Genomic DNA, 18789 nt, shown 5'->3' with positions numbered 1-18789 from the left:
AACGGCCGGTGCGCCCCGCCGGGCGTGCTGCTCGTTTCAGCGGCGCGCGGTGGTCATGCGCCGCTCAGCGCCGTGGGGATCGAGGTGTCCCCGCTGGTGAGGTCGAAGGCGCGGCACCGGCTGGACGGTGCGTCGATGGCGGCGACGGTGACCGCCGCGACGTCGGCGCGGGGGATGGTGCGCGGGACTCCCGGCGCGATGTCGAGCCGGTCGGCGATCCGGACCAGGCCGGTACCGGGATCGTCGGTGAGGCCGCCGGGGCGCACGATCGTCCACGACAGGTCGGAGTCGGCCAGCGCCCGGTCCGAGACCTCCTTGGCGCGCAGCACCCGGTGCAGGAATTCCGGGCCCTGATCGGGGCGGTCCGCGAACAGCGACGACACCTGGAGGAACCGAGGCACGTCGGCCTTCCGCGCGGCGTTGACGGCGTTGATCGCTCCGTCGCGGTCCACCGCTTCGGCCAGGCCGGGTTGCGGGTCGCTCGCGGCGGCCGCGTTGATCACGACGTCCGAGCCGGCGAGCGCGTCGGCCAGCGGTTCCGTCGCCGACCGCAGATCCGCCAGCACCGGTTCGGCGCCCTGCGACCGCACGACGTCCGCGGCCTCCGGCCTGCGCACCACCCCGCGGACCGGCAGCCCGCGCGCGAGCAGTTCCGCCACGATCAGCGCGCCGGTCTTCCCGGTGGCTCCCAGCACGGTCACGAGCATGGTCATCGGCTCCTTCGCGTCGGCCCACCGGCCGGGTCGGGGTTCGGGTCCAGCAGGGTCGTGTCGAGCGCGGGCGGGAAGGGGCCGTAGGCGTTGGCGCGAGCGGCTCGGCGCCGCACCGACCGCAGCCGCAGCGCCGCGCGCAGCAGCGGGTTCGGCCGGAAGTCGCCGTCGCCGGCGAGGACGGCGGCCACCCGGTACTCGGTGCGGACCTGCTGCCGCTGCACCTGTTCGACGGCGGGTTCGCGGAGCCGCCGCACCTCGGCGAGCACGTCCTCACCGGGAGGGTCGTCCTGCCGGAGCGCGGGGATCAGCACGTTGGCGGCGGTGACGGCGTCCTGGATCGCCATCAGAATCCCGTTGCCGCCCACCGGTGAGATCACGTGCGCCGCGTCGCCGATGAGCAGCGCGCCGGGGCGGTGCCACCGCTCGACGCGGGAGATCTCCACGGACAGCAGGGTGATCTGGTCGAAGCCGGCCAGCTGGTCGACCCGGTCGGCCAGCCACGGGACCCGTGCGGCGAGGAAGTCGCGGATCGGCCCGACCCCGGCGCGTTTCGCCGCCGGGTAGCCGCCCTTCGGCACGGTGTAGCCGACCTGCCAGCCGTCCTCCTGCCCGAGGGTGGAGACGTAGTGCCCCGGCCCGAAGTAGAGGTCCGCGTCGGCCGTCGGCGGGTCGTGGGGCCGCCGGGGCAGGCGGAACCACAGGATGTCCGAGCTCGCCCCCAGCGACCGGGCGGGGAGGTCGAGCAGGCGCCGCATCCGGGAGAACCTCCCGTCGGCGCCCACGACGAGGTCGACGTCCAGCCGGTGCTCGCCGTCGTCGTCCCGGTAGCGCACGCCGGTGATCCGGTCGCCGTCGTCGACCACTCCGGTCACCTTCGCCCCGAGCAGCAACCGGAATCCGGGTAGCGCCGCGGCCTCGGCCGCCAGGAAGTCCAGGAACCGGGCCTGCGGCATCAGCGCGACGTAGGGGAACGGGCCGCGCAGGCCGCCGTACTCGGCGGTCGTGACGGTCCCGGAGGTGGTGTGGAACCGGAAGGTGGTGGCCCGCGCGTGCTCGATCCGCAGCAGCCGTTCGGCAAGCCCGAGCCGCTGCATCAGTTCCAGCGTGTACGGGTGCAGCGAGTCGCCGCGGAAGTCCCGCCGGAAGTCCGGCCGCGATTCGAGCAGCGTCACCCGCACACCGGCGCGGGCGAGCAGGTACGCGAGCACCATGCCGCCCGGCCCGCCGCCGACGATCGCGCAGTGCTGCGCGCGGTGCCGTCCGGTCTCGTCGGGCACGGGTTTCACCTCGTCTCGGTGGTCGCGGAGGTGCGGTGATCGGAGCGGGCACGGCGTCGTCGTCCCGCGGATGGATGTCTCTGCGGCCAAGATAATGACGGTTGCCAAGAATGTCAATCGTTGAGATAGTCGTCGTTGTTATGATCCCGGTTTCGCGAAGCCAGGGGAGGCGGCCGGTGGAGGCACCGATCGAGCAGCAGGTGTTGGAGCTCTTGCGCGAGCAGGGCATCGAGGGCGAGCGGATCTCGCAGGCCTTCGCGGCCAGGCACGGCATGCACCCGACGGACATGCGCGCCCTGATCCTGATCATGGACGCGGACCGGCGGGGCGCGCCCGCGACGCCGCGCGCGCTGCGCCAGGACCTGGTGCTCACCTCGGGCGCGATCACGGCGATCGTCGACCGGCTCGAAGCCAAGCGGCACGTGCAGCGCAGCAGGGAGAGCGCCGATCGCCGCCAAGTGCAGCTGCGGCCGACGGACTCGGCGCGCTCGGTGGCGGCGGAGTACTTCGGCGCGCTGGCCGACCGCGGCCGGGAGGTGCTGACGGAGTTCGACCCGGCGGAGATCGTCGTGATCCACCGCTTCCTGCACCGCATGCACGCGGTGATGCGGGACTTCGACGCCGACGGCGCGGGCGCGGCGGCGCTCGCGGACCGCGGCGCCGGGAGCGCGGGCCGCTGACCGTTCGATCGTTGACCGGGCACGAGAGGTTGTCTAGGTTTCGCCCAGGAAGTCCTTGCAGAATGATCTTTTGATCGGGTTTCTTGTCAGCGGCGAAGCCGCTGAGCAGCGACCAGCTTGAGCGGGCCGGCCACCGGCGGGTTTTCGCTGAGCGACCACCTACGAAGGTCATTCCGAAAGGACCCCCCGACACGGGCGGCGCACCCACCCGCTCGGACGATTCTTCCCGCCACGAGGGGGCGCGATGCGTCGCTGGGTACCGGTCTTCGCCCTGATCCTGCTCGGCGTCGTCGCGGGCCCCGTGGCGTCCGCGCCGGTCGTGGCGGCCCCGACCGGCTCCGACGCGCTGCGCGTCGACCTGGACGAGATCCTCGCCGATCCTCGGCTGGCCGGTTCTCACGCGGGTGTCGTGGTGCGGGATCCGGAGACCGACGAGGTGCTCTACAGCAGGCAGCCGGAGGCGCGGGCCACCCCGGCCTCGACGGCGAAGCTGTTCACCGCCGCGGCGGCCCTGGAGGAGCTCGGCCCGGACCACCGGTTCCGGACGGAGGTGCGCGCCGCGGCGCCCTCGGCCGGGCCGTTGCTGCTCGGCGACCTGTACCTGCGCGGCACCGGTGACCCGACGATGCTCGCCGCCGACTACGACCGGCTGGCCGAGCAGGTCGCGGCGTCCGGGGTGCGCGTGGTGCAGGGCAGGTTGCTCACCGACGACACCTGGTTCGACGACGTGCCCCTGGGCACCGGCTGGGCCTGGGACGACGAGCCGTACTACTACGCGGCCCCGGTCTCGGCGCTGACGGTCGCGCCGAACGAGGACTTCGACGCGGGCAACGTCCTGCTGCGCGTCTCGCCCACCGCGGCGGGTGCGCCGGTGCGGGTCGACCCGGAGCCCGCGACGGATGCGGTGCGGCTCGACGTGCGGGCCACCACGGGCGAGCCGGGTTCAGAGTCGACCTTGTCGGTGACCAGGGAGCACGGCGGTGACCGGGTGATCGTGTCCGGTTCGGTGCCCGCCGACGCCGAACCGGCGGAGGAGTTCACCTCCGTGCGCGACCCCAGCGCCTACGCGGCGGACGTGTTCGCCCGCGCGTTGCGCGCCCACGGCGTCCACGTCGCGGGCACCGCCGAGGGGACGGTTCCCGCGGGTGCGCGCACGATCGCGGAGCACGAGTCGATGCCGCTGCGGGAGCTGCTGGTGCCGTTCCTGAAGCTGAGCAACAACGGCCACGCGGAGGTGCTGACGAAGGCCATGGGCAGGCAGGCCCGCGATGAGGGTTCCTGGCCGGCGGGCATCGAGGTGCTGACCGAACGGCTCGCGGGGCTCGGCGTGGATCCGGCCGCGTTGCGGCTCGTCGACGGCTCCGGGTTGTCGTCGATGGACGCCGTGTCGCCGGGCAGGCTGGCGCTGCTGCTGGACGCCGTGCGGCAGCGGCCGTGGTTCGCCGATTTCCACGCGGCGCTGCCGGTGGCGGCGCAACCGGACCGCTTCGTCGGCGGCACGCTGCGCAACCGGATGGCGGGAACGGCCGCGGCGGGCAACGTGCACGCGAAGACGGGCTCGATCAGCGGGGTCACCACGTTGTCCGGGTACGTCACGGCCGCGAACGGGCGTCCGCTGGTGTTCGCGGTGATGTTCAACGATTTCCTGGGCGATTCGCCGAACGATCTGGAGGACGCGATCGCGGTGCGCCTGGCGGAGTACTCGGGCCCCGGCGAACGGCCGAGCGGCATTCCGGCCGTGCCCAGGCAGAACACCGCGGAAGTCGGCGGGGAATCGGATCTGGAGTGTTCTTGGACGAAGTCCTGCTGACCCTGATCGCATTGCCGGATATGCGCGGATAACCGTGGAAAGCGGTGCTGTGCGGCAAAGATCGTGGAATGGGGGATTTCCCGATTCGGCGCCGGGGTGGGCTCAGGGGGTGGCGGGGGTCATGCCGGGGTTGCCGTAGGGTCGTGGGAGCTAACGTGGCATCCGTTGGTCGACCATCCCGTACACACAGGTGAACTGGGGAGTTCCACGTGTCCTTCGTCAGCGATTTCCTGGCCATGGTCGCCGGGCTTCCTCGCCCGCTGCTGATCCTGGTCACCGGTGCTCTTGTGCTCGGCGAGTGCACGATCGGCCTGGGTTTCCTGGTGCCGGGCGAGAGCGGTCTGCTCGTCGCTTCGGCGGCGGTGACCGATATCGGCTTTTTCTTTGGATTGTCACTGACCGTGGCCTTGTGCGCGGTCATCGGTGACAACATCGGCTTTTTCCTGGGACGACGTTATGGCGCGCGAGTCCGGGAAACACGAATGGTGGCGAAGCTCGGCGTCCGGCATTGGGATCGGGCGTGCCGGATGTTGCGCAAGTACGGCATCGGGGCGGTCTTCGTCGCCCGTTTCCTGCCGGTGGTGCGCACGCTGGTGCCGGTCTCGGCGGGCACCAGCGGGCTCGGCTACTGGCGCTTCCTGGTGACGTCGATCGTCGGCGCGACGACCTGGTCGATGCTGCACGTCGGTATCGGCTGGGCGGCGGGCACGTCCGCGAAGTACATCGAGCACGTGCTCGGCCGCGCGGGCGGCATCGTGCTGGGAGCGCTGGTGCTCATCGGCATCGGCGTGTGGTTGTGGCGGCGTTCCCGCAAGACCGCGCAGGACCAGGACGAGGTCGAGCCGGTCGTGGAGCCGGAGTCGGTGGAGACCGAGCGGGCGGCCTGAACCCTCGCTCAGCGCGCTGGGGCGGCGCGGCTGTCGATCCGGTACCGGCCGGGCGCGCGACCGCGGGTGCGGCTGAAAGCGCGGCTGAACGCGTGCACCGAGGTGTAGCCGACGGAGCGCGCGATCGCGTCGAGGGTGTCGTCGGTGTCCCGCAGCCGGGTCGCGGCGAGGTCCATCCGCCACCGCGTGAGGTAGCCGCCCGGCGCTTCCCCCGCCGTCAGCAGGAACCTCCGGGTGAGCGTGGCGCGGGAGACCGCGACCTTGGCGGCGAGGCCTTCGGTCGTCCACGGGTGCGCCGGGTCCTGGTGTAGTGCGGTCATCGCCTCCCGCACGACCGGGTCGCAGAGCACGCCGAGCCAGGTGCCCGCGACCTGCCCGGGGTTGTCGTCGAGCCAGCTCCGCAGCAGCTGGATGAGCAGGATGTCGACGAGGCGGTCGAGCACGACGGCCGTGGCGATCCGGGGCCGGGCCAGTTCGCGCGAGAGCAGCCGGATCGTGTCCTCCAGTTCGCTGCCGTGCTCGGCGTGCACGTGGACGATCTCCGGCAGCGCGGCGAGGACCTGGGTGGATGCGGCGGCGTCGGAGGAGAAGGAGGCGCCGAGGATGTGCGTGCGGGGCGCGCCGCCGCCGAGGTGCAGCACTTCACCTGCGGCTTGGGCTCGTTCGGCGTCGGCGCAGGCGCGGCGGTCGATCGCGGCTCCGGGTGAGCTGCCGAGGGTGTGCTCGGTTCCGGTGGGCAGCAGCACGACGTCGCCGGGCACCAGCTGCCGCGGGGCGTGGCCGGGGAGTCCGAGCCACGCGTCGCCCGCGGTGATCGCGTAGAAGCCGGCGGCGGTGCCGCCGCCCCATGTCAGGCCCCAGTCCTGCCCGGCGGCGATCCGCGCTCCCAGGCTGCCGCGGACCCCGGTCCGGGAGAGCACGTCGGCGAGCAGGTCCATGTCGGCAACGATATCCACCGCGCCGACGCGGCCCTCCGGTACGGCGACCGTTCGGTGCGCCGGGCGCCCTCCTGTGCGACGGACGGACATCGATGTGCGCCTGCTGAGCATCGTCGGGATCGTCGCTCGCGGCATACGCTGGCTTCGACGACGTGTCGGGGGCGGGCGGCGCCGGAGCCGGTGTTCCCGCGAGGGAGGAGCGACCAGTGAGCGAATCGATCGACTTCGACGAGATGAACCGGAAGGTCATCGCCGAGTTCCGCGAGCGGGACGGGCGGGTCGGCGGCGCGTTCGACGGCTTCCCGCTGGTGCTGGTGCACCACGTGGGCGCCAAGTCGGGCACCGAGCGGATCTCGCCGCTGGTCCCGCTGCTGGAGGGCGAGCGGATCTTCATCTTCGCCAGCAAGGGCGGCTCCGCCGAGAACCCCGCCTGGTACCACAACTTGGTGGCGAATCCGCGGACGCGGGTGGAGACCGGAACGGAGACCGTCGACGTCGTCGCACGGGTGCTCACCGGCGAGGAACGCGACGAGGTCTACGCCAGGCAGGTCGCCGTGGCCCCCCAGTTCGCCGAATACCAGCGCAACACCGACCGGTCCATCCCAGTGGTAGAACTCGAACGCGCCTGACCAGATGCTTTGAACTTGGCTTGAGCAGCGGGTCAGGTGGCGGAACCTCAGCGGCTTTCGCCGCTGACAAGACAGCGGCCGCGAACGCCGCTCACCTGGGAAGACAAGATCAAAGGCAGGCAAGGACGGGCTGTTCAGTTCCGGGTGGTCACCTGGCCGCTGCTGAGTTGGTGCACGGCCCGGCTCACCTCGCGGGGCCGGAGACCGGTGCCGGTGAGGGTGAGCGCGAGCCGGTCGGCGCCGGGGCATTCGCCGAGCGGCCCGCCCCAGCCCTCCACGTCGATCACCAGGTACGGCGAACCGGCCCGGTGGCTGCGCAACCGCACTTGCCGCACCGCCGACCAGGGCGCCGAGTAGGTGCCCGCGGCGGAGGCGTAGGTGACGCCGAGGTCGGTCAGCGCCAGTTGCAGGTTCAGCATGTTCCGGTGGATGCGCCGCCAGCGCAGCTGCGCGCGGGCGACGTAGCAGCTGTAGGCGGCGGCGATCACGGGGATCAGCACGAACCAGCGGGACGCCCCGTCCGTCCACGACCACCAGAGCACCGCCGCCGCGGCGCAGGCCACCGCGTTGGCGATCTGGGTGAGCACGACGAGCAGGCCGTCCCGCTGGATGCTGCGTTCTTGCTGCGTGCTCCGGCTGATCACCAGCACGCGGGAGGCCGGGTGCATGCCGACGATCTTGCCCCGGTCGGCGGGCGGACAGAACCCGGCACTCGGCGCAACCGGGCTCGGGCGTTCGCCCGAGATCCGGTTTTCGCACGTCTCCCGCACCAGGTCCGCCCGTGCTGCGGGAAATTCACGGTTTCCGCGGGGATCAGGTGCGCGCGGTCTCCCGTTGGGCCGAACGCCGCCGGGATACGACGTAGCCGATGCCGAGCGCGATCACGAGCACCGGGGTGATGTAGAGCGCGATGATCGTGTCGGAGTCGAACGCCAGCAGCACCACGACCATCGCGAGGAACGCGAGCACCACGTAGTTGGAGTACGGCGCCCACGGCATCCGGAACGTGTTCGCCTGGATCTCGCCGCGCGCGACCTTGCGGCGGAATCCGAGGTGCGCGATCACGATCATGCCCCAGGTGAACAGGGCTCCGATGGTGCTGGCGCTGGTGATGTAGGTGAACGCCTCTTCCGGTGCCACGTAGTTGAGCAGCACGCCGAGCAGCATCGCGCCGAAGGTGACGGCGATGGCGCGGGAGGGCACCGCGCGGGAGGAGAGCTTGCCGACGGCGTTCGGGGCGTGTCCGTCCTCGGACAGGGTGCGCAGCATGCGGCCGGTGGAGAAGATGCCGCTGTTGCAGGACGACAGCGCGGCGGTGATCACCACGAAGTTGATGATCCCGGCCGCGGCGGGGATGCCGATCAGGGCGAAGGCCTGCACGAACGGGCTGCCGTCGGCGTTGAAGCTGGTCCACGGCACCAGCGCGGTCAGCGCGGCCAGGGCGCCGACGTAGAAGATCAGGATTCGCCACATGACGGCGTTGATGGCCTTCGGCAGCACTTGCTGCGGGTTCTTGCTCTCGCTGGCGGTCTGCCCGACCATCTCCACGCCGATGAACGCGAACATGACGATCTGGAACGCCAGCAGCGCCGAGGTGGGACCGTTGGGGAAGAAGCCGCCGTGCGACCAGATGTTGCTCACGGCGGCGGTGTCACCGGCGTCGCTGAACCCGAAGATCAGGATGAGCACCACGATGGCGATCATCGACACGATGGCGACGACCTTGATCAGCGCGAACCAGAACTCGAACTCGCCGAACAGCTTCACCGCGATCAGGTTGACGCCGCTGAGCACGATCAGCGCGCCGAGCGCCGGGATCCACTGCGGCAGTTCGGGGAACCAGAACTGGAAGTACTCGCCGACGGCGGTGATCTCGGCCATGCCGGTCACGATCCACACGAGCCAGTAGCCCCAGCCGGTGGCGAACTTGGCCCAGGGGCCGATGAATTCGCCCGCGTACTCCGCGAAGGAGCCGCTGACGGGGCGGTACATCAGCAGTTCGCCGAGGGCGCGCATCACGAAGAAGATCATCAAACCGGCGATGGCGTAGATCAGCATCAGGCCGGGGCCGACCTGGTTCAGGGCCTTGCCGGACCCGAGGAACAGGCCCACGCCGATCGCCCCGCCGATGGCGATCATGTTGATGTGCCGGTTGCTCAGTTCTTTGCGGTATTCCTCGGGGACGGGTTCGCTCATCGCCGTGCTCCTGCGGAGAGAAGAAGGACTCGTTGTGGACCGGTACTGTGCCACGCCCGAGTGAGACCGTCTCGGCAGGGTGGGCGTGACTCGATCTCGATTCTTGGGTGAAATGTCGCCAATGTGCCGTTGTGGCCCGGTCATGATCCGCTGACCTGCTGCTACGGCCCGAGGAATTGTTGCACGGGACAAAGTCGGCCGCTGCGGCGAAAACACGGACGCCGCATTCCCACCTGAATCGAGGGGGAATGCGGCGTCCGGCGCAATTGTGGATCTGGTCAGGGGGTTCCCCTCACCGGATCATCACAGGTTCGGGTACAGCGGGTGTTTTTTCGCGAGTGTTTCGACGCGGTTGCGGAGTTGGGTGGTGGTGTCGGGGGTGAGGGTGGGTTGGAGTGCGTGGGCGATGATGTCGGCGACTTCGGTGAATTCTTCGGTGCCGAAGCCGCGGGTGGCCAGGGCGGGGGTGCCGATGCGCAGGCCGCTGGTGACCATGGGGGGTCGGGGGTCGTTGGGGACGGCGTTGCGGTTGACGGTGATGCCGATCTGGTGGAGGCGGTCTTCGGCTTGTTTGCCGTCGAGTTCGCTGTTGCGGAGGTCGACGAGGACGAGGTGGACGTCGGTGCCGCCGGAGACGAGGGAGACGCCGGCTCGGGTGGTGTCGTCGGCGAGGAGGCGTTCGGCGAGGATGCGGGCGCCTTCGATGGTGCGGCGTTGGCGGTCGGCGAACTCGGGGGTTTGGGCGATTTTGAACAGGACGGCTTTGCCGGCGATGACGTGTTCGAGGGGGCCGCCCTGTTGGCCGGGGAAGACCGCGGAGTTGAACTTTTTGGCGAAGTCGTCGCTGGTGGACAGGATGACGCCGCCGCGGGGGCCGCCGAGGGTTTTGTGGGTGGTGGTGGTGACCACGTGGGCGTGGGGCAGGGGGCTGGGGTGGAGTCCGGCGGCGACGAGTCCGGCGAAGTGGGCCATGTCGACCATGAGGTAGGCGCCGACTTCGTCGGCGATCTCGCGGAAGCGGGCGAAGTCGAGTTGGCGGGGGTAGGCCGACCAGCCGGCGATGATGAGCTGGGGTTTGTTCTCGCGGGCGAGGCGGGCGACTTCGTCCATGTCGACGCGGTGGTCGTGGTCGCGGACGTGGTAGGGCACGACGTTGTAGAGCTTGCCGGAGAAGTTGATGCGCATGCCGTGGGTCAGGTGCCCGCCGTGGGCGAGGTCGAGGCCCATGATGGTGTCGCCGGGCTTGAGCAGGGCGTGCATCGCCGCGGCGTTGGCCTGCGCGCCGGAGTGGGGCTGGACGTTGGCGAAGGAGGCGCCGAAGAGTTCTTTGACGCGGTCGATCGCGAGTTGCTCGACGACGTCGACGTGTTCGCAGCCGCCGTAGTAGCGCTTGCCCGGGTAGCCCTCGGCGTACTTGTTCGTCAACACCGAACCCTGCGCCTGCAGCACGGCCTGCGGCGCGAAGTTCTCCGACGCGATCATCTCCAGCGTGTTCTGCTGACGGCCGAGTTCAGCACCGACGGCCTCGGCCACCTCCGGATCCACCGCCGAGAGCTGGTCGTTGAACAGGTCCGGTGTTGACATGAGCAATTGCCTCCTGTGTTCGATCTGGGCTGCGCCGGAAGTTCCGGGCGGTCCTTTCGAGGTTCGTGGTGCCCCGAGGGCGGTGCGGTCTCAGGCGGACCGGCGGTAGAACGGCAGCTCGACGACTTCCACGTCGATCGACTTGCCGCGGATGTCCACCTGCAGGGCGGTGCCGGGGGCGCTGTGCGCGCGGTCCACGTACGCCATTGCGATCGGGTGGCCCAGCGTCGGTGACGGTGCACCGCTGGTGACCTCGCCGATCTCGGCGCCGTCGGTGTCGAGCACCCGGTAGCCGTGCCGCGGAGCGCGGCGGGCATCGGTGCGCAGGCCGACCAGCGTGCGCTCCGTCGGCGCTTCCGCGACCTTCGCCAGCGCTTCCTTGCCGACGAAGTCGCCGGGCTTGTCGAGCTTCACGACCCGGCCCAGGTTCGCGTGGAACGGGGTCAGGGACGCGGAGAGCTCGTTGCCGTACAGCGGCATGCCCGCTTCGAGCCGCAGCGTGTCCCGGCAGGACAGCCCGGCGGGGATGAGGCCGTGCGCGGCGCCGGAGTCGGTCAGCGCCCGCCACACGGCGGGGGCGTCGGCGGGCGAGGTGAACAGTTCGAAGCCGTCCTCGCCGGTGTAGCCGGTGCGCGCCAGCAGCACGTCGGCGCCCGCTACCACGCTCGGGTACCCGGCGTAGTACTTGACGCCGGAGAGGTCGGTGCCGGTCAGCGGCGCCAGGATCTCCACGGACTTCGGGCCCTGCACGGCGATCAGCGCGTAGTCGTCGGAGACGTCCTCGTGCGTCGCGTCGAACCCGGCGACGCGGTCGGCGAGCTCGGCGGAGACCACGGCCGCGTTCGCGGCGTTGGCGACCACCAGGTACTCCGACTCGCCGAGCCGGTAGACGATCAGGTCGTCGAGCACTCCGCCGTCGGCGTTGCACAGCATGGTGTAGCGGGCGCGACCCTCGGTGATCGTCGAGGCCTTCGCGACGAGCGCGTAGTCCAGCGCCTCGGCGGCCTGCGGGCCGCTGATCTTGATCTCGCCCATGTGCGAGAGGTCGAACAGGCCGGCGGCGGTGCGCACGGCCTGGTGTTCGGCGGTGTCGCCGGTGTAGCGCACCGGCATCCGCCACCCGGCGAATTCGGTGAAATGTGCGCCCGAGGACGCATGGATCTCCCCTAGCGGTGTCTCTCTCAGGGAGGGGGAAGACGACGTCATGGTGCGGAACTCCTCCTCGTGGGCACCGATCACGTCCGAGGGGACCGGTTGCGGCCACTTCCAGCAGAAACCATATCCGGGGTCCCTCGACGGCGACGGGCGCGGGCGTGCGCTGGCCGGTCTCCCCGGAGTCATTGGCCTGAGAGTTTCACCGCGCGTCGGCGGCTTGCACCTTGGGCGAGGGACGCGTGTCCCTGCTTTTCTCCGTGATCGCCTGGTGTCGTGCGGTGCGGGGCCTGAGAGTTTGTTGGGGAGGATTGCTCCTTCGGCGCTGCACCCAGGAATCGCATCCTGCACGGACCAGGGGCTCCTGGCGGGGCGCAGACTCTCCCGCTCGACGTCGTCGGCGTGTTCGTCTCGTCTTCTGTTGTGTTCAGAAACGCTACGGAGATCACACATCGCAGTCAACCGAACGTGAGCGTGATCCCGTTACCCTCCGAAGTCGTCCGCATGGGCCGTGACCTGCTCGTACTGCACTCGCAGGCCGTCGACCAGGGCTTGCAGCGCGACCTCGAAGCTGGCGTCGTCGATCTCCGCCGCGTGCTCGCGCAGCAGGTGCGCGTTGCGCAGGTGCGGGAACCGGTCGTCGTAGATCTCGGCGTCGTCGACGAACCCGCCTGCGAACGATCCCATCGCGGCGCCGACGACGAGGTACTTGGTGGAGGCGCCGATCATCGTGGCGTACCGGGGCGGCCAGCCCGCGCTGGTCAGGCCGCCGTGCACCGCGTCGGCGCGGCTCAGCGAGGTTTCGCGGCGGGCCGGGCCGGAGGCCATGAACGGCACCAGGTTCGGGTGGGCGGCCAGCGCCGCCCGGTAGGAGCGGGCCCAGCGCAGCAGGCCGGTGGTCCAGCCGGCGGCGAAGCCGGTGGTGTCCACGGTGGCCATCACGTCGTTGGCGACGTCGTGCAGCAGGGCTTCCTTGGTCGCGACGTGGTTGTACAGCGAGGCGGCGCGGACTCCGAGCGCTTCGGCGAGCTTGCGCATGGACAGCGCTTCGAGCCCGGACGTGTCGATGATCACCAACGCGTGCTCGCGGATGCGTTCCGGTGTGAGCTGGGGACTCTTCGGTCTGCCCATGCCGCGCTCCTGCCTGCCATCCGGCCCTGCGCCGTGGCGTTCCGATGCCGCACCGTGTTCGGCCGGTTGCCCTGCGGCGACTCCGCACAGTGTCCGGGGCGGTGGTCTTGCCGCGGTCCGCGGGGTGGTCCTAGAGTCCAAAACTAACGACGTTAGTCGCCAGGTGTCCATCGGCGGGCGCGGTGCGGGCCCCCGATCGGCGTCGGGCGACGTCCTCACGGAGGTGGACGATGGTCAACGACGACGAGTCCTCGGCGCCGATCAAGCCGCAGACCACGCTGTCGCTGGTGTCGGTGCTCGCCGAACCGGCCAGGATCACGCCACGGGCGACCGCGGTCGTCGAAGGCGCCGAGCAGGTCGACTACGGCGAGCTGTGGGAACAGGTCCGCGCGCACGCCGCCGCGCTGCGCGCTCGCGGCGTCGAACCGGGCGACCGGGTGGCGATCGTCGCGCCCAACGTCATCGACTTCGTGCGCGCCTACTACGCGGTGCTCACCGCGGGCGCCGTCGTCGTTCCGGTGCCGCTGCTGCTGGTTCCCGACGAGGCGGCGTACCTGCTGCGCAACTCGGGCGCGAAGCTCGTCATCGGCCACACGAGCCAGCTCGCCCTGGCCGCCGAATCCGCGCGCCGGGCCGGCATCCCGCTGGTGTCGGTCGGTTCCGGCGGACCGAGCCAGGACGCGCCGCCGTCGCTGTCGGCGGAGGCTGCGGACGCCGAACCGGTGCGCGCGTTCGAGACGCGTTCCCCGGAGGACCCGGCGGTGATCTTCTACACCAGCGGCACCACCGGCCGCCCCAAGGGCGCGGTGCTGACCCACCTCAACCTGGTCATGAACGCGACGGTGAACGCGTTCGACGCCAACGACACCCGGTCCGAGGACCTGGTGCTGGGCTGCCTGCCGCTGTTCCACGTGTTCGGCCAGACGGTGTCGCTGAACACCACGTTCCGCGCGGGCGCCACGCTGGTGCTGCAACCGAAGTTCGACCCGGCGGAGGCGCTGCGGCTCATCCGCGACCACCGGATCACGCAGCTCAACGGCGTGCCCACGATGTACATCCGGATGCTGGAGGCCGCGGGCGACGACGCCGAGGTGCCGAGCCTGCGGATGTGCGTTTCCGGTGGCGCCGCGCTGCCGGTCGCGGTGCTGGAGCGGTTCCAGCGCCGCTTCGGCGCCCCGATCCACGAGGGCTACGGCCTGTCGGAGACCTCGCCGACGGCGACGGTGAACCAACCGGCGTTCGGCCCGCGCGCGGGCACCGTCGGGCACGCGCTGTGGGGCATCGACGTCGAGGTCGCCGAACCGTCCGTGGAGGACCGCATCGAGCTGCTGCCCGCGGGCGAGGTCGGCGAGATCGTGGTGCGCGGCCACAACGTGTTCGCGGGCTACCTGGACGACCCGGAGGCGACCGCGGCGGCCGTCGTCGACGGCTGGTTCCGCACCGGCGACATGGGCACCAAGGACGCCGAGGGCTACGTGTCCATCGTCGACCGCAAGAAGGACCTGATCATCCGCAACGGCTACAACATCTACCCGCGCGAGGTGGAGGAGCTGCTGATCCGGCACCCCGCGGTGGCCCAGTGCGCCGTGATCGGCCTGCCCGACCCGGGGCGCGGCGAGGAGGTCTGCGCCGTGGTCGTGCCCGAACGCGGCGAGGAACCCGACGAGGCGCTGGGCAAGGCGATCACCGCCTGGGCGGCGGAGCAGACCGCGCACCACAAGTACCCGCGGCGCGTGGTGTTCGTCGACGAGCTGCCGCTGGGCCCCAGCCACAAGGTCCTCAAACGCGAACTCCGCTCCCGGATTGGAACGGCTGGCTGAGGTGGTCGCTCAGCGGAACCTCAGCGGCTTCCTCGCTGCGGGATCGATTTCTCATGTAGCTCCCTACACCACGAAATCGCTGTCCTCGCGAGGAAGCCGCTGAGAACCCGCCGGTGGTTCTGTTGCTCAAGCTGGTCACTGCTCAGCGGCTTCGCCGCTGACAGGACAACGATCGAAGACTCATCGTGCACGGACGTCTCACTCCCTCGACCTCGCCGAAAGGAAACGCCACCGATGGTCGACTTCTCCCTCACCGAGACCGAACGCGACATTCGGGATTGGGTGCGCACCTTCGTGCAGCGCGAACTCGTGCCGCTGGAGCAGGAGGTGCTGCGCCGCGAGCGCAACCACGAGCGCGGCCTGACCCGCGAGGAGCTCAAGGACCTCAGGCAGAAGGCCCGTGACGCCGGGTTCTGGGGCGTGCAGACCCCGGAGGAGTACGGCGGGATGAACCTCTCCGCGGTGCTCACGGCGCTCATCGAGATCGAGCTGGGCCGCACGTTCGTGCCGTTCAGCTTCGGCGGCTACGCCGACAACATCCTCTACCACGCCAACGAGGACCAGAAGCAGCGCTACCTGGTGCCCACCATCGAGGGCGACCGCAAGTCCTGCTTCGCGATCACCGAGCCCGGCGCGGGTTCGGACGCGAAGAACCTGCGCACCACGGCCCGCAAGGAGGGCTCGGAGTGGGTGATCGACGGGGAGAAGACGTTCATCACCGGCGGCATCGACGCCGACTTCACGATGGTCTTCGCCGTCACCGACAAGGAGAAGGGCGCTGACGGCGGCGTCACCTGCTTCCTCGCCGACCGCGACGCCGGCTGGCGCTCGGAGCCGATCGAGATCATGGGCGAGTGGGACCGCCAGCCCGCCTCCCTGGTCTTCGACGGCGTGCGGGTGCCGGAGGAGAACGTGCTCGGCGAGGTCGGCGGCGGGTTCAAGCTGGCCATGCAGTGGATCGGCCGCGGCCGCTACCTGCTGCCCGCCCGCGCCCTCGGCGGGTGCGAGCGCATGATGGAGATGTCGATGGACTACGCCCGCAACCGGCAGACGTTCGGTGCGCCCATCGCGGATCGCCAGGCCATCCAGTGGATGATCGCGGACTCCGCGGTCGAGATCGAAGCGCTGCGCTGGCTGGTGCTGCAGGCGGCGTGGCAGGCCGACCAGGGTGCCGACTCCCGGCACGCCCAGTCCATCGCGAAGCTCTACGGCGGCACCCGCGCCAACGAGATCGTGGACCGGATGCTGCAGATCCACGGTGGCATGGGCTACACCCGCGAGCTACCCATCGAACGCTGGTACCGCGACATCCGGCTGCTGCGGATCTTCGAGGGGACCGACGAGATCCAGCGCCGCACCATCGCCCGCAACCTGCTCAAGGGCCACGCCTCGGTCAGCGGTGTGCTCGGATGATCGGTGGGCCCTCGATTCCGTGTCCGAATTGCCGGTAGCCTGGTGGCAGGCATGACCGACCGGCCCGACTGGGAGCTGCTATGTCGTTGTTCAAGAAGCTGACCGACTTCGCCAAGAGCCCGCAGGGCAAGAAGGCGATCGACCAGGCGAAGCGATACGCGAGCGACCCGAAGAACAAGGCCAAGATCGAGCAGGTGAAGAACCGCTTCACCGGCGGCGGCAAGGGCAACAGCAGCCACTGACCTCCCGCTTCCACGATGCCCCCGGCGTGCAGCCGGGGGCATCGTCATGCGGATGGGGCGTAGTGGAAGACGGGCACCGGTTCGGCATGTCCGGCGGTGAGGTCGCGCAGCAGCTCCAGCGCGGATTCGGCGGTGTCCGAGGTGAGGTCGGCGAACGCCAGGTGCAGCGTTCGCCCTTCGGCTCGGGCCGTGGCGAGCGCGTCCGGTGCTTGTCTGATCAGCTCTTCGGCGACCGCGCGGTTCTTCACCCAGAGCTGTTCGAACCCGGACAGCAGCACCGCGCTCCGCCCGGAGGCCCGCAGTGCGTCGGTGAGCGTGGTCGAGCCGGGCGCGATTCGGTCGAGCAGCGTCTTCCGGTCGGCGGCGTCCCGAGCGTTGATCTCCAACGCCTGCTGCGGAGGGAGCGCGAGTCCCGCGAACCCGGTCCGGGCGGACGGAGGCAGATCGAGGTGTAGCGCGGCGTGGACCCCGTCGAGCTGGGCGAACTGTCCCGCGGCTACGCCGTAGACCACGACCGGAGCGTTCGACGACTCCTCCGGCTTGCTGTAGAAGGTGATCTGCGGGTCGTAAGGTTCTTCGGGGTCATCGAATACTTCCACGACGAAATCCCGGTCCGGGAAGTGAAGTTTCAAGAGGCCTCGCCAGCAGTCTGCGATGCTCTCCGCGAAGATGGAAATGTCTTCGATGTGTTCGTCCAGCGTCAAATTCGTGAACACATCTGGAAGGATTGTGAGATTGCTCTTGAACTCAACCTTGCTTATGTCGCCGTTGAAGTGTGACAGCCAGTCGTCCAGCGTCTTTTTTTGTGCCGGATTGGGCTCGGTGGGTTCGTCGGTGGCAAATACGATTCCACGATATTCAAGGAAGTTCGGCCGAAACAGCCACTGAATGGCGAGTATCGCCTCGATTCCTGAGGTGAGGGTGCTGAGGTAGCTGATGGGCGTCAGCGGATCGCCTGCGGGGGTGCGCCAGTCCGCGAGGAACCCGGGATGCTCGCGTTGATTTTGGTTCTCTTCGGTGGTCACGGTATCTCCCAGGGCGTGGCGGCGCGGACCGGTTGTTCTTTGCTTGGTCCGACTCTCGTTGTTCCTGTTCGGGTATCTACGTTGAGCTGGTAGTGCAGAACGTGCGGTGTGGGAACTTCTCCGTGTGGCCTTCCTGCCAGGTCGACGCGCTTGATGATGTAGCCCTGCTCATCGTAAACGCTGTAACTGGTAGTGACGCCCGTTTGTGGATCTGTTCGATAGTAGACTTGGTTCGGCTCGGCGGTCAGGGGAACTTTGCCGCCGCCTCGTCCAGTTCCAGTCCACTGAGTGCCGTTCTCGATCAGCTCCCGTGCGTGCGGTAGTGGCTGGTCGCGTCGGTAAACCGGCGGCGTCGGGGGTGGTAGTGGTGCTGGTTCCGGTGTGCTCGCGCCTTCGAAGAGCGACTCGGCGAAGTCGACGATGGCCTGAAAAGCCTTTTTGATGCCGCGGAACAGTGCCGCCAGGCCGCTCCTGATCAGCTGTCCGAGTCGGGCCAGCAGGGGGCCGATGTGGTTTTTGAGGAGTTGCAGGAGGAACCGGATGAGCGGTCCCCAGAACGCCACGGCGACTTGGCTCTGCATTTCCTGCCGTTGTGCGTGTCCTGCCGCCAGTACCGAGATGATGGCGCTTTTGGTCTCGATGGTGGCGAGCGCCATCGCATCGACGGCCGCTGCTGCCTGCTCGGTCGCGACGGAGCCGAGCGCGAAGTGCGCGTCGATCCTGGCCCAGCGGCCGTCGAACGCGTCGATGGTCGCGCCGTGATGTGTCGCAGCGACTGACCGGGCAGTGTCCGAGCCTTCTCGGCGGAGCCGTTCCAGCGTCCTGCCTGTTCTGCGCCAGCCTGCGGCCAGTTCGTGCAGCCGGTCTTCGTCGGCCTCGGGGAAGGTCCCGCCGCACTCCGCCAGCAACTGCGCGAGCTCAGGCGGGAGGATGATGCTCACGGCCTGGCCCCCAGTTCGGCGAGGAGCTCGTTCAACTCGTCGGCGTGGGTCCGGTCGATGTCTTCGAGGTCGGCCGCCGTGGCGACCAGCGAGGTACCGACGTCGGCCGTGGCGCGTGCCAGGACTTCCAAGGCTCGCTCCGCCAGCTCGGCCACTTCCAGGTGCGCTTGGCCGAAGGCCGCTCCAGGCTCGTCCGCTCCCCACGCGGCGGCGTCTCCCGCCACCGCTGTCCGCAGCGTGCGGCGTTCGGCGTCCAGCCCATCCGCGGCCGAACCGAACCGGTTGCCTGATCGGCGCAACTGCTCGGTGTGGATGAAGAACGACGCTGCCATGCACTCCGCCCGCCGACCG

The 18789-nt window shown here is 69.6% G+C and carries 18 protein-coding genes and 2 riboswitches; of the genes, 7 read left to right on the top strand and 11 right to left on the bottom strand.

Going from position 1 to position 18789, the window contains the following annotated elements:
• Nucleotides 1–53: 53 nt before the first annotated feature.
• Nucleotides 54–713, bottom strand: coding sequence for an SDR family oxidoreductase (locus tag BJ969_RS20810; RefSeq protein WP_246457035.1), 660 nt, complete (start codon nucleotides 711–713; stop codon nucleotides 54–56).
• Nucleotides 710–1990 (bottom strand): FAD-dependent monooxygenase, encoded by a 1281-nt coding sequence (locus BJ969_RS20805; protein WP_184481205.1) that lies wholly within the window; start codon nucleotides 1988–1990, stop codon nucleotides 710–712. Before BJ969_RS20805 ends, BJ969_RS20810 begins: the two co-directional genes overlap by 4 nt.
• A gap of 176 nt (nucleotides 1991–2166) precedes the next feature.
• Here BJ969_RS20805 and BJ969_RS20800 point away from each other — a divergent pair, with 176 nt between their 5' ends.
• The 3 genes from BJ969_RS20800 (at nucleotide 2167) to BJ969_RS20790 (ending at nucleotide 5367) form a co-directional block, all read left to right on the top strand.
• Nucleotides 2167–2670, top strand: coding sequence for a MarR family transcriptional regulator (locus BJ969_RS20800; RefSeq protein WP_184481203.1), 504 nt, complete (start codon nucleotides 2167–2169; stop codon nucleotides 2668–2670).
• Nucleotides 2671–2914: 244 nt separating this feature from the next.
• Nucleotides 2915–4480, top strand: a complete 1566-nt coding sequence (dacB, locus tag BJ969_RS20795; RefSeq protein WP_184481201.1) for a D-alanyl-D-alanine carboxypeptidase/D-alanyl-D-alanine endopeptidase — start codon at nucleotides 2915–2917, stop codon at nucleotides 4478–4480.
• Between the two features lie 209 nt (nucleotides 4481–4689).
• A complete protein-coding gene (locus tag BJ969_RS20790; RefSeq protein WP_184481199.1) occupies nucleotides 4690–5367 on the top strand; it encodes a VTT domain-containing protein in 678 nt (225 codons plus the stop codon).
• Between the two features lie 8 nt (nucleotides 5368–5375).
• Here BJ969_RS20790 and BJ969_RS20785 read toward each other — a convergent pair whose 3' ends face one another.
• Nucleotides 5376–6305 carry an AraC family transcriptional regulator gene (locus tag BJ969_RS20785; protein ID WP_184481197.1) on the bottom strand — a complete coding sequence of 310 codons (930 nt, stop codon included), beginning with the start codon at nucleotides 6303–6305 and terminating at the stop codon, nucleotides 5376–5378.
• A 206-nt stretch (nucleotides 6306–6511) separates the two neighbouring features.
• Here BJ969_RS20785 and BJ969_RS20780 point away from each other — a divergent pair, with 206 nt between their 5' ends.
• Nucleotides 6512–6934, top strand: a complete 423-nt coding sequence (locus BJ969_RS20780; RefSeq protein WP_343071515.1) for a nitroreductase family deazaflavin-dependent oxidoreductase — start codon at nucleotides 6512–6514, stop codon at nucleotides 6932–6934.
• A gap of 134 nt (nucleotides 6935–7068) precedes the next feature.
• Here BJ969_RS20780 and BJ969_RS20775 read toward each other — a convergent pair whose 3' ends face one another.
• The 5 genes from BJ969_RS20775 to BJ969_RS20755 form a co-directional block, all read right to left on the bottom strand.
• The gene (locus tag BJ969_RS20775; protein ID WP_184481195.1) at nucleotides 7069–7602 is read right to left on the bottom strand and encodes a hypothetical protein; all 534 of its coding nucleotides are present in this window, start codon (nucleotides 7600–7602) and stop codon (nucleotides 7069–7071) included.
• A gap of 145 nt (nucleotides 7603–7747) precedes the next feature.
• Nucleotides 7748–9130 carry an amino acid permease gene (locus tag BJ969_RS20770; RefSeq protein WP_184481193.1) on the bottom strand — a complete coding sequence of 461 codons (1383 nt, stop codon included), beginning with the start codon at nucleotides 9128–9130 and terminating at the stop codon, nucleotides 7748–7750.
• 303 nt (nucleotides 9131–9433) lie between these two features.
• Nucleotides 9434–10714 (bottom strand): serine hydroxymethyltransferase, encoded by a 1281-nt coding sequence (gene glyA, locus BJ969_RS20765; protein ID WP_184481191.1) that lies wholly within the window; start codon nucleotides 10712–10714, stop codon nucleotides 9434–9436.
• A gap of 90 nt (nucleotides 10715–10804) precedes the next feature.
• Complete coding sequence (gcvT, locus tag BJ969_RS20760; protein ID WP_184481189.1) at nucleotides 10805–11920, bottom strand: glycine cleavage system aminomethyltransferase GcvT; 1116 nt, start codon at nucleotides 11918–11920, stop codon at nucleotides 10805–10807.
• A 118-nt stretch (nucleotides 11921–12038) separates the two neighbouring features.
• A riboswitch (glycine riboswitch) is annotated at nucleotides 12039–12135 on the bottom strand.
• Nucleotides 12136–12263, bottom strand: a riboswitch (glycine riboswitch).
• A gap of 86 nt (nucleotides 12264–12349) precedes the next feature.
• A complete protein-coding gene (locus tag BJ969_RS20755) occupies nucleotides 12350–12997 on the bottom strand; it encodes a TetR/AcrR family transcriptional regulator (RefSeq protein ID WP_184481186.1) in 648 nt (215 codons plus the stop codon).
• A gap of 230 nt (nucleotides 12998–13227) precedes the next feature.
• Between BJ969_RS20755 and BJ969_RS20750 the strand changes: the two genes are divergently transcribed.
• The 3 genes from BJ969_RS20750 to BJ969_RS20740 all read left to right on the top strand — a co-directional run bounded on the left by BJ969_RS20750 (nucleotide 13228) and on the right by BJ969_RS20740 (nucleotide 16472).
• Nucleotides 13228–14817, top strand: a complete 1590-nt coding sequence (locus tag BJ969_RS20750) for a long-chain-fatty-acid--CoA ligase (RefSeq protein ID WP_184481183.1) — start codon at nucleotides 13228–13230, stop codon at nucleotides 14815–14817.
• Between the two features lie 234 nt (nucleotides 14818–15051).
• Nucleotides 15052–16230, top strand: a complete 1179-nt coding sequence (locus BJ969_RS20745) for an acyl-CoA dehydrogenase family protein (protein WP_184481181.1) — start codon at nucleotides 15052–15054, stop codon at nucleotides 16228–16230.
• An 80-nt stretch (nucleotides 16231–16310) separates the two neighbouring features.
• On the top strand, nucleotides 16311–16472 hold the full coding sequence (locus BJ969_RS20740) for a hypothetical protein (RefSeq protein WP_184481179.1): 162 nt from the start codon (nucleotides 16311–16313) through the stop codon (nucleotides 16470–16472).
• A 44-nt stretch (nucleotides 16473–16516) separates the two neighbouring features.
• On the opposite strand, the gene BJ969_RS20735 is transcribed toward BJ969_RS20740, so the two are convergent.
• From BJ969_RS20735 to BJ969_RS20725, 3 genes are read right to left on the bottom strand one after another with little or no spacing between them, the layout of a single operon-like run.
• Nucleotides 16517–17497 carry a hypothetical protein gene (locus BJ969_RS20735; protein WP_184481177.1) on the bottom strand — a complete coding sequence of 327 codons (981 nt, stop codon included), beginning with the start codon at nucleotides 17495–17497 and terminating at the stop codon, nucleotides 16517–16519.
• Nucleotides 17494–18438, bottom strand: a complete 945-nt coding sequence (locus BJ969_RS30890; protein ID WP_184481175.1) for a polymorphic toxin type 24 domain-containing protein — start codon at nucleotides 18436–18438, stop codon at nucleotides 17494–17496. Before BJ969_RS30890 ends, BJ969_RS20735 begins: the two co-directional genes overlap by 4 nt.
• A complete protein-coding gene (locus BJ969_RS20725) occupies nucleotides 18435–18770 on the bottom strand; it encodes a hypothetical protein (RefSeq protein WP_184481173.1) in 336 nt (111 codons plus the stop codon). Before BJ969_RS20725 ends, BJ969_RS30890 begins: the two co-directional genes overlap by 4 nt.
• Nucleotides 18771–18789 lie beyond the last annotated feature (19 nt).

It is taken from the genome of Saccharopolyspora gloriosae, assembly GCF_014203325.1.
Classification (GTDB): domain Bacteria; phylum Actinomycetota; class Actinomycetes; order Mycobacteriales; family Pseudonocardiaceae; genus Saccharopolyspora_C; species Saccharopolyspora_C gloriosae.
Note: the sequence above shows the minus strand (reverse complement) of the source record. Positions and strands in the feature narration are given on the sequence as shown.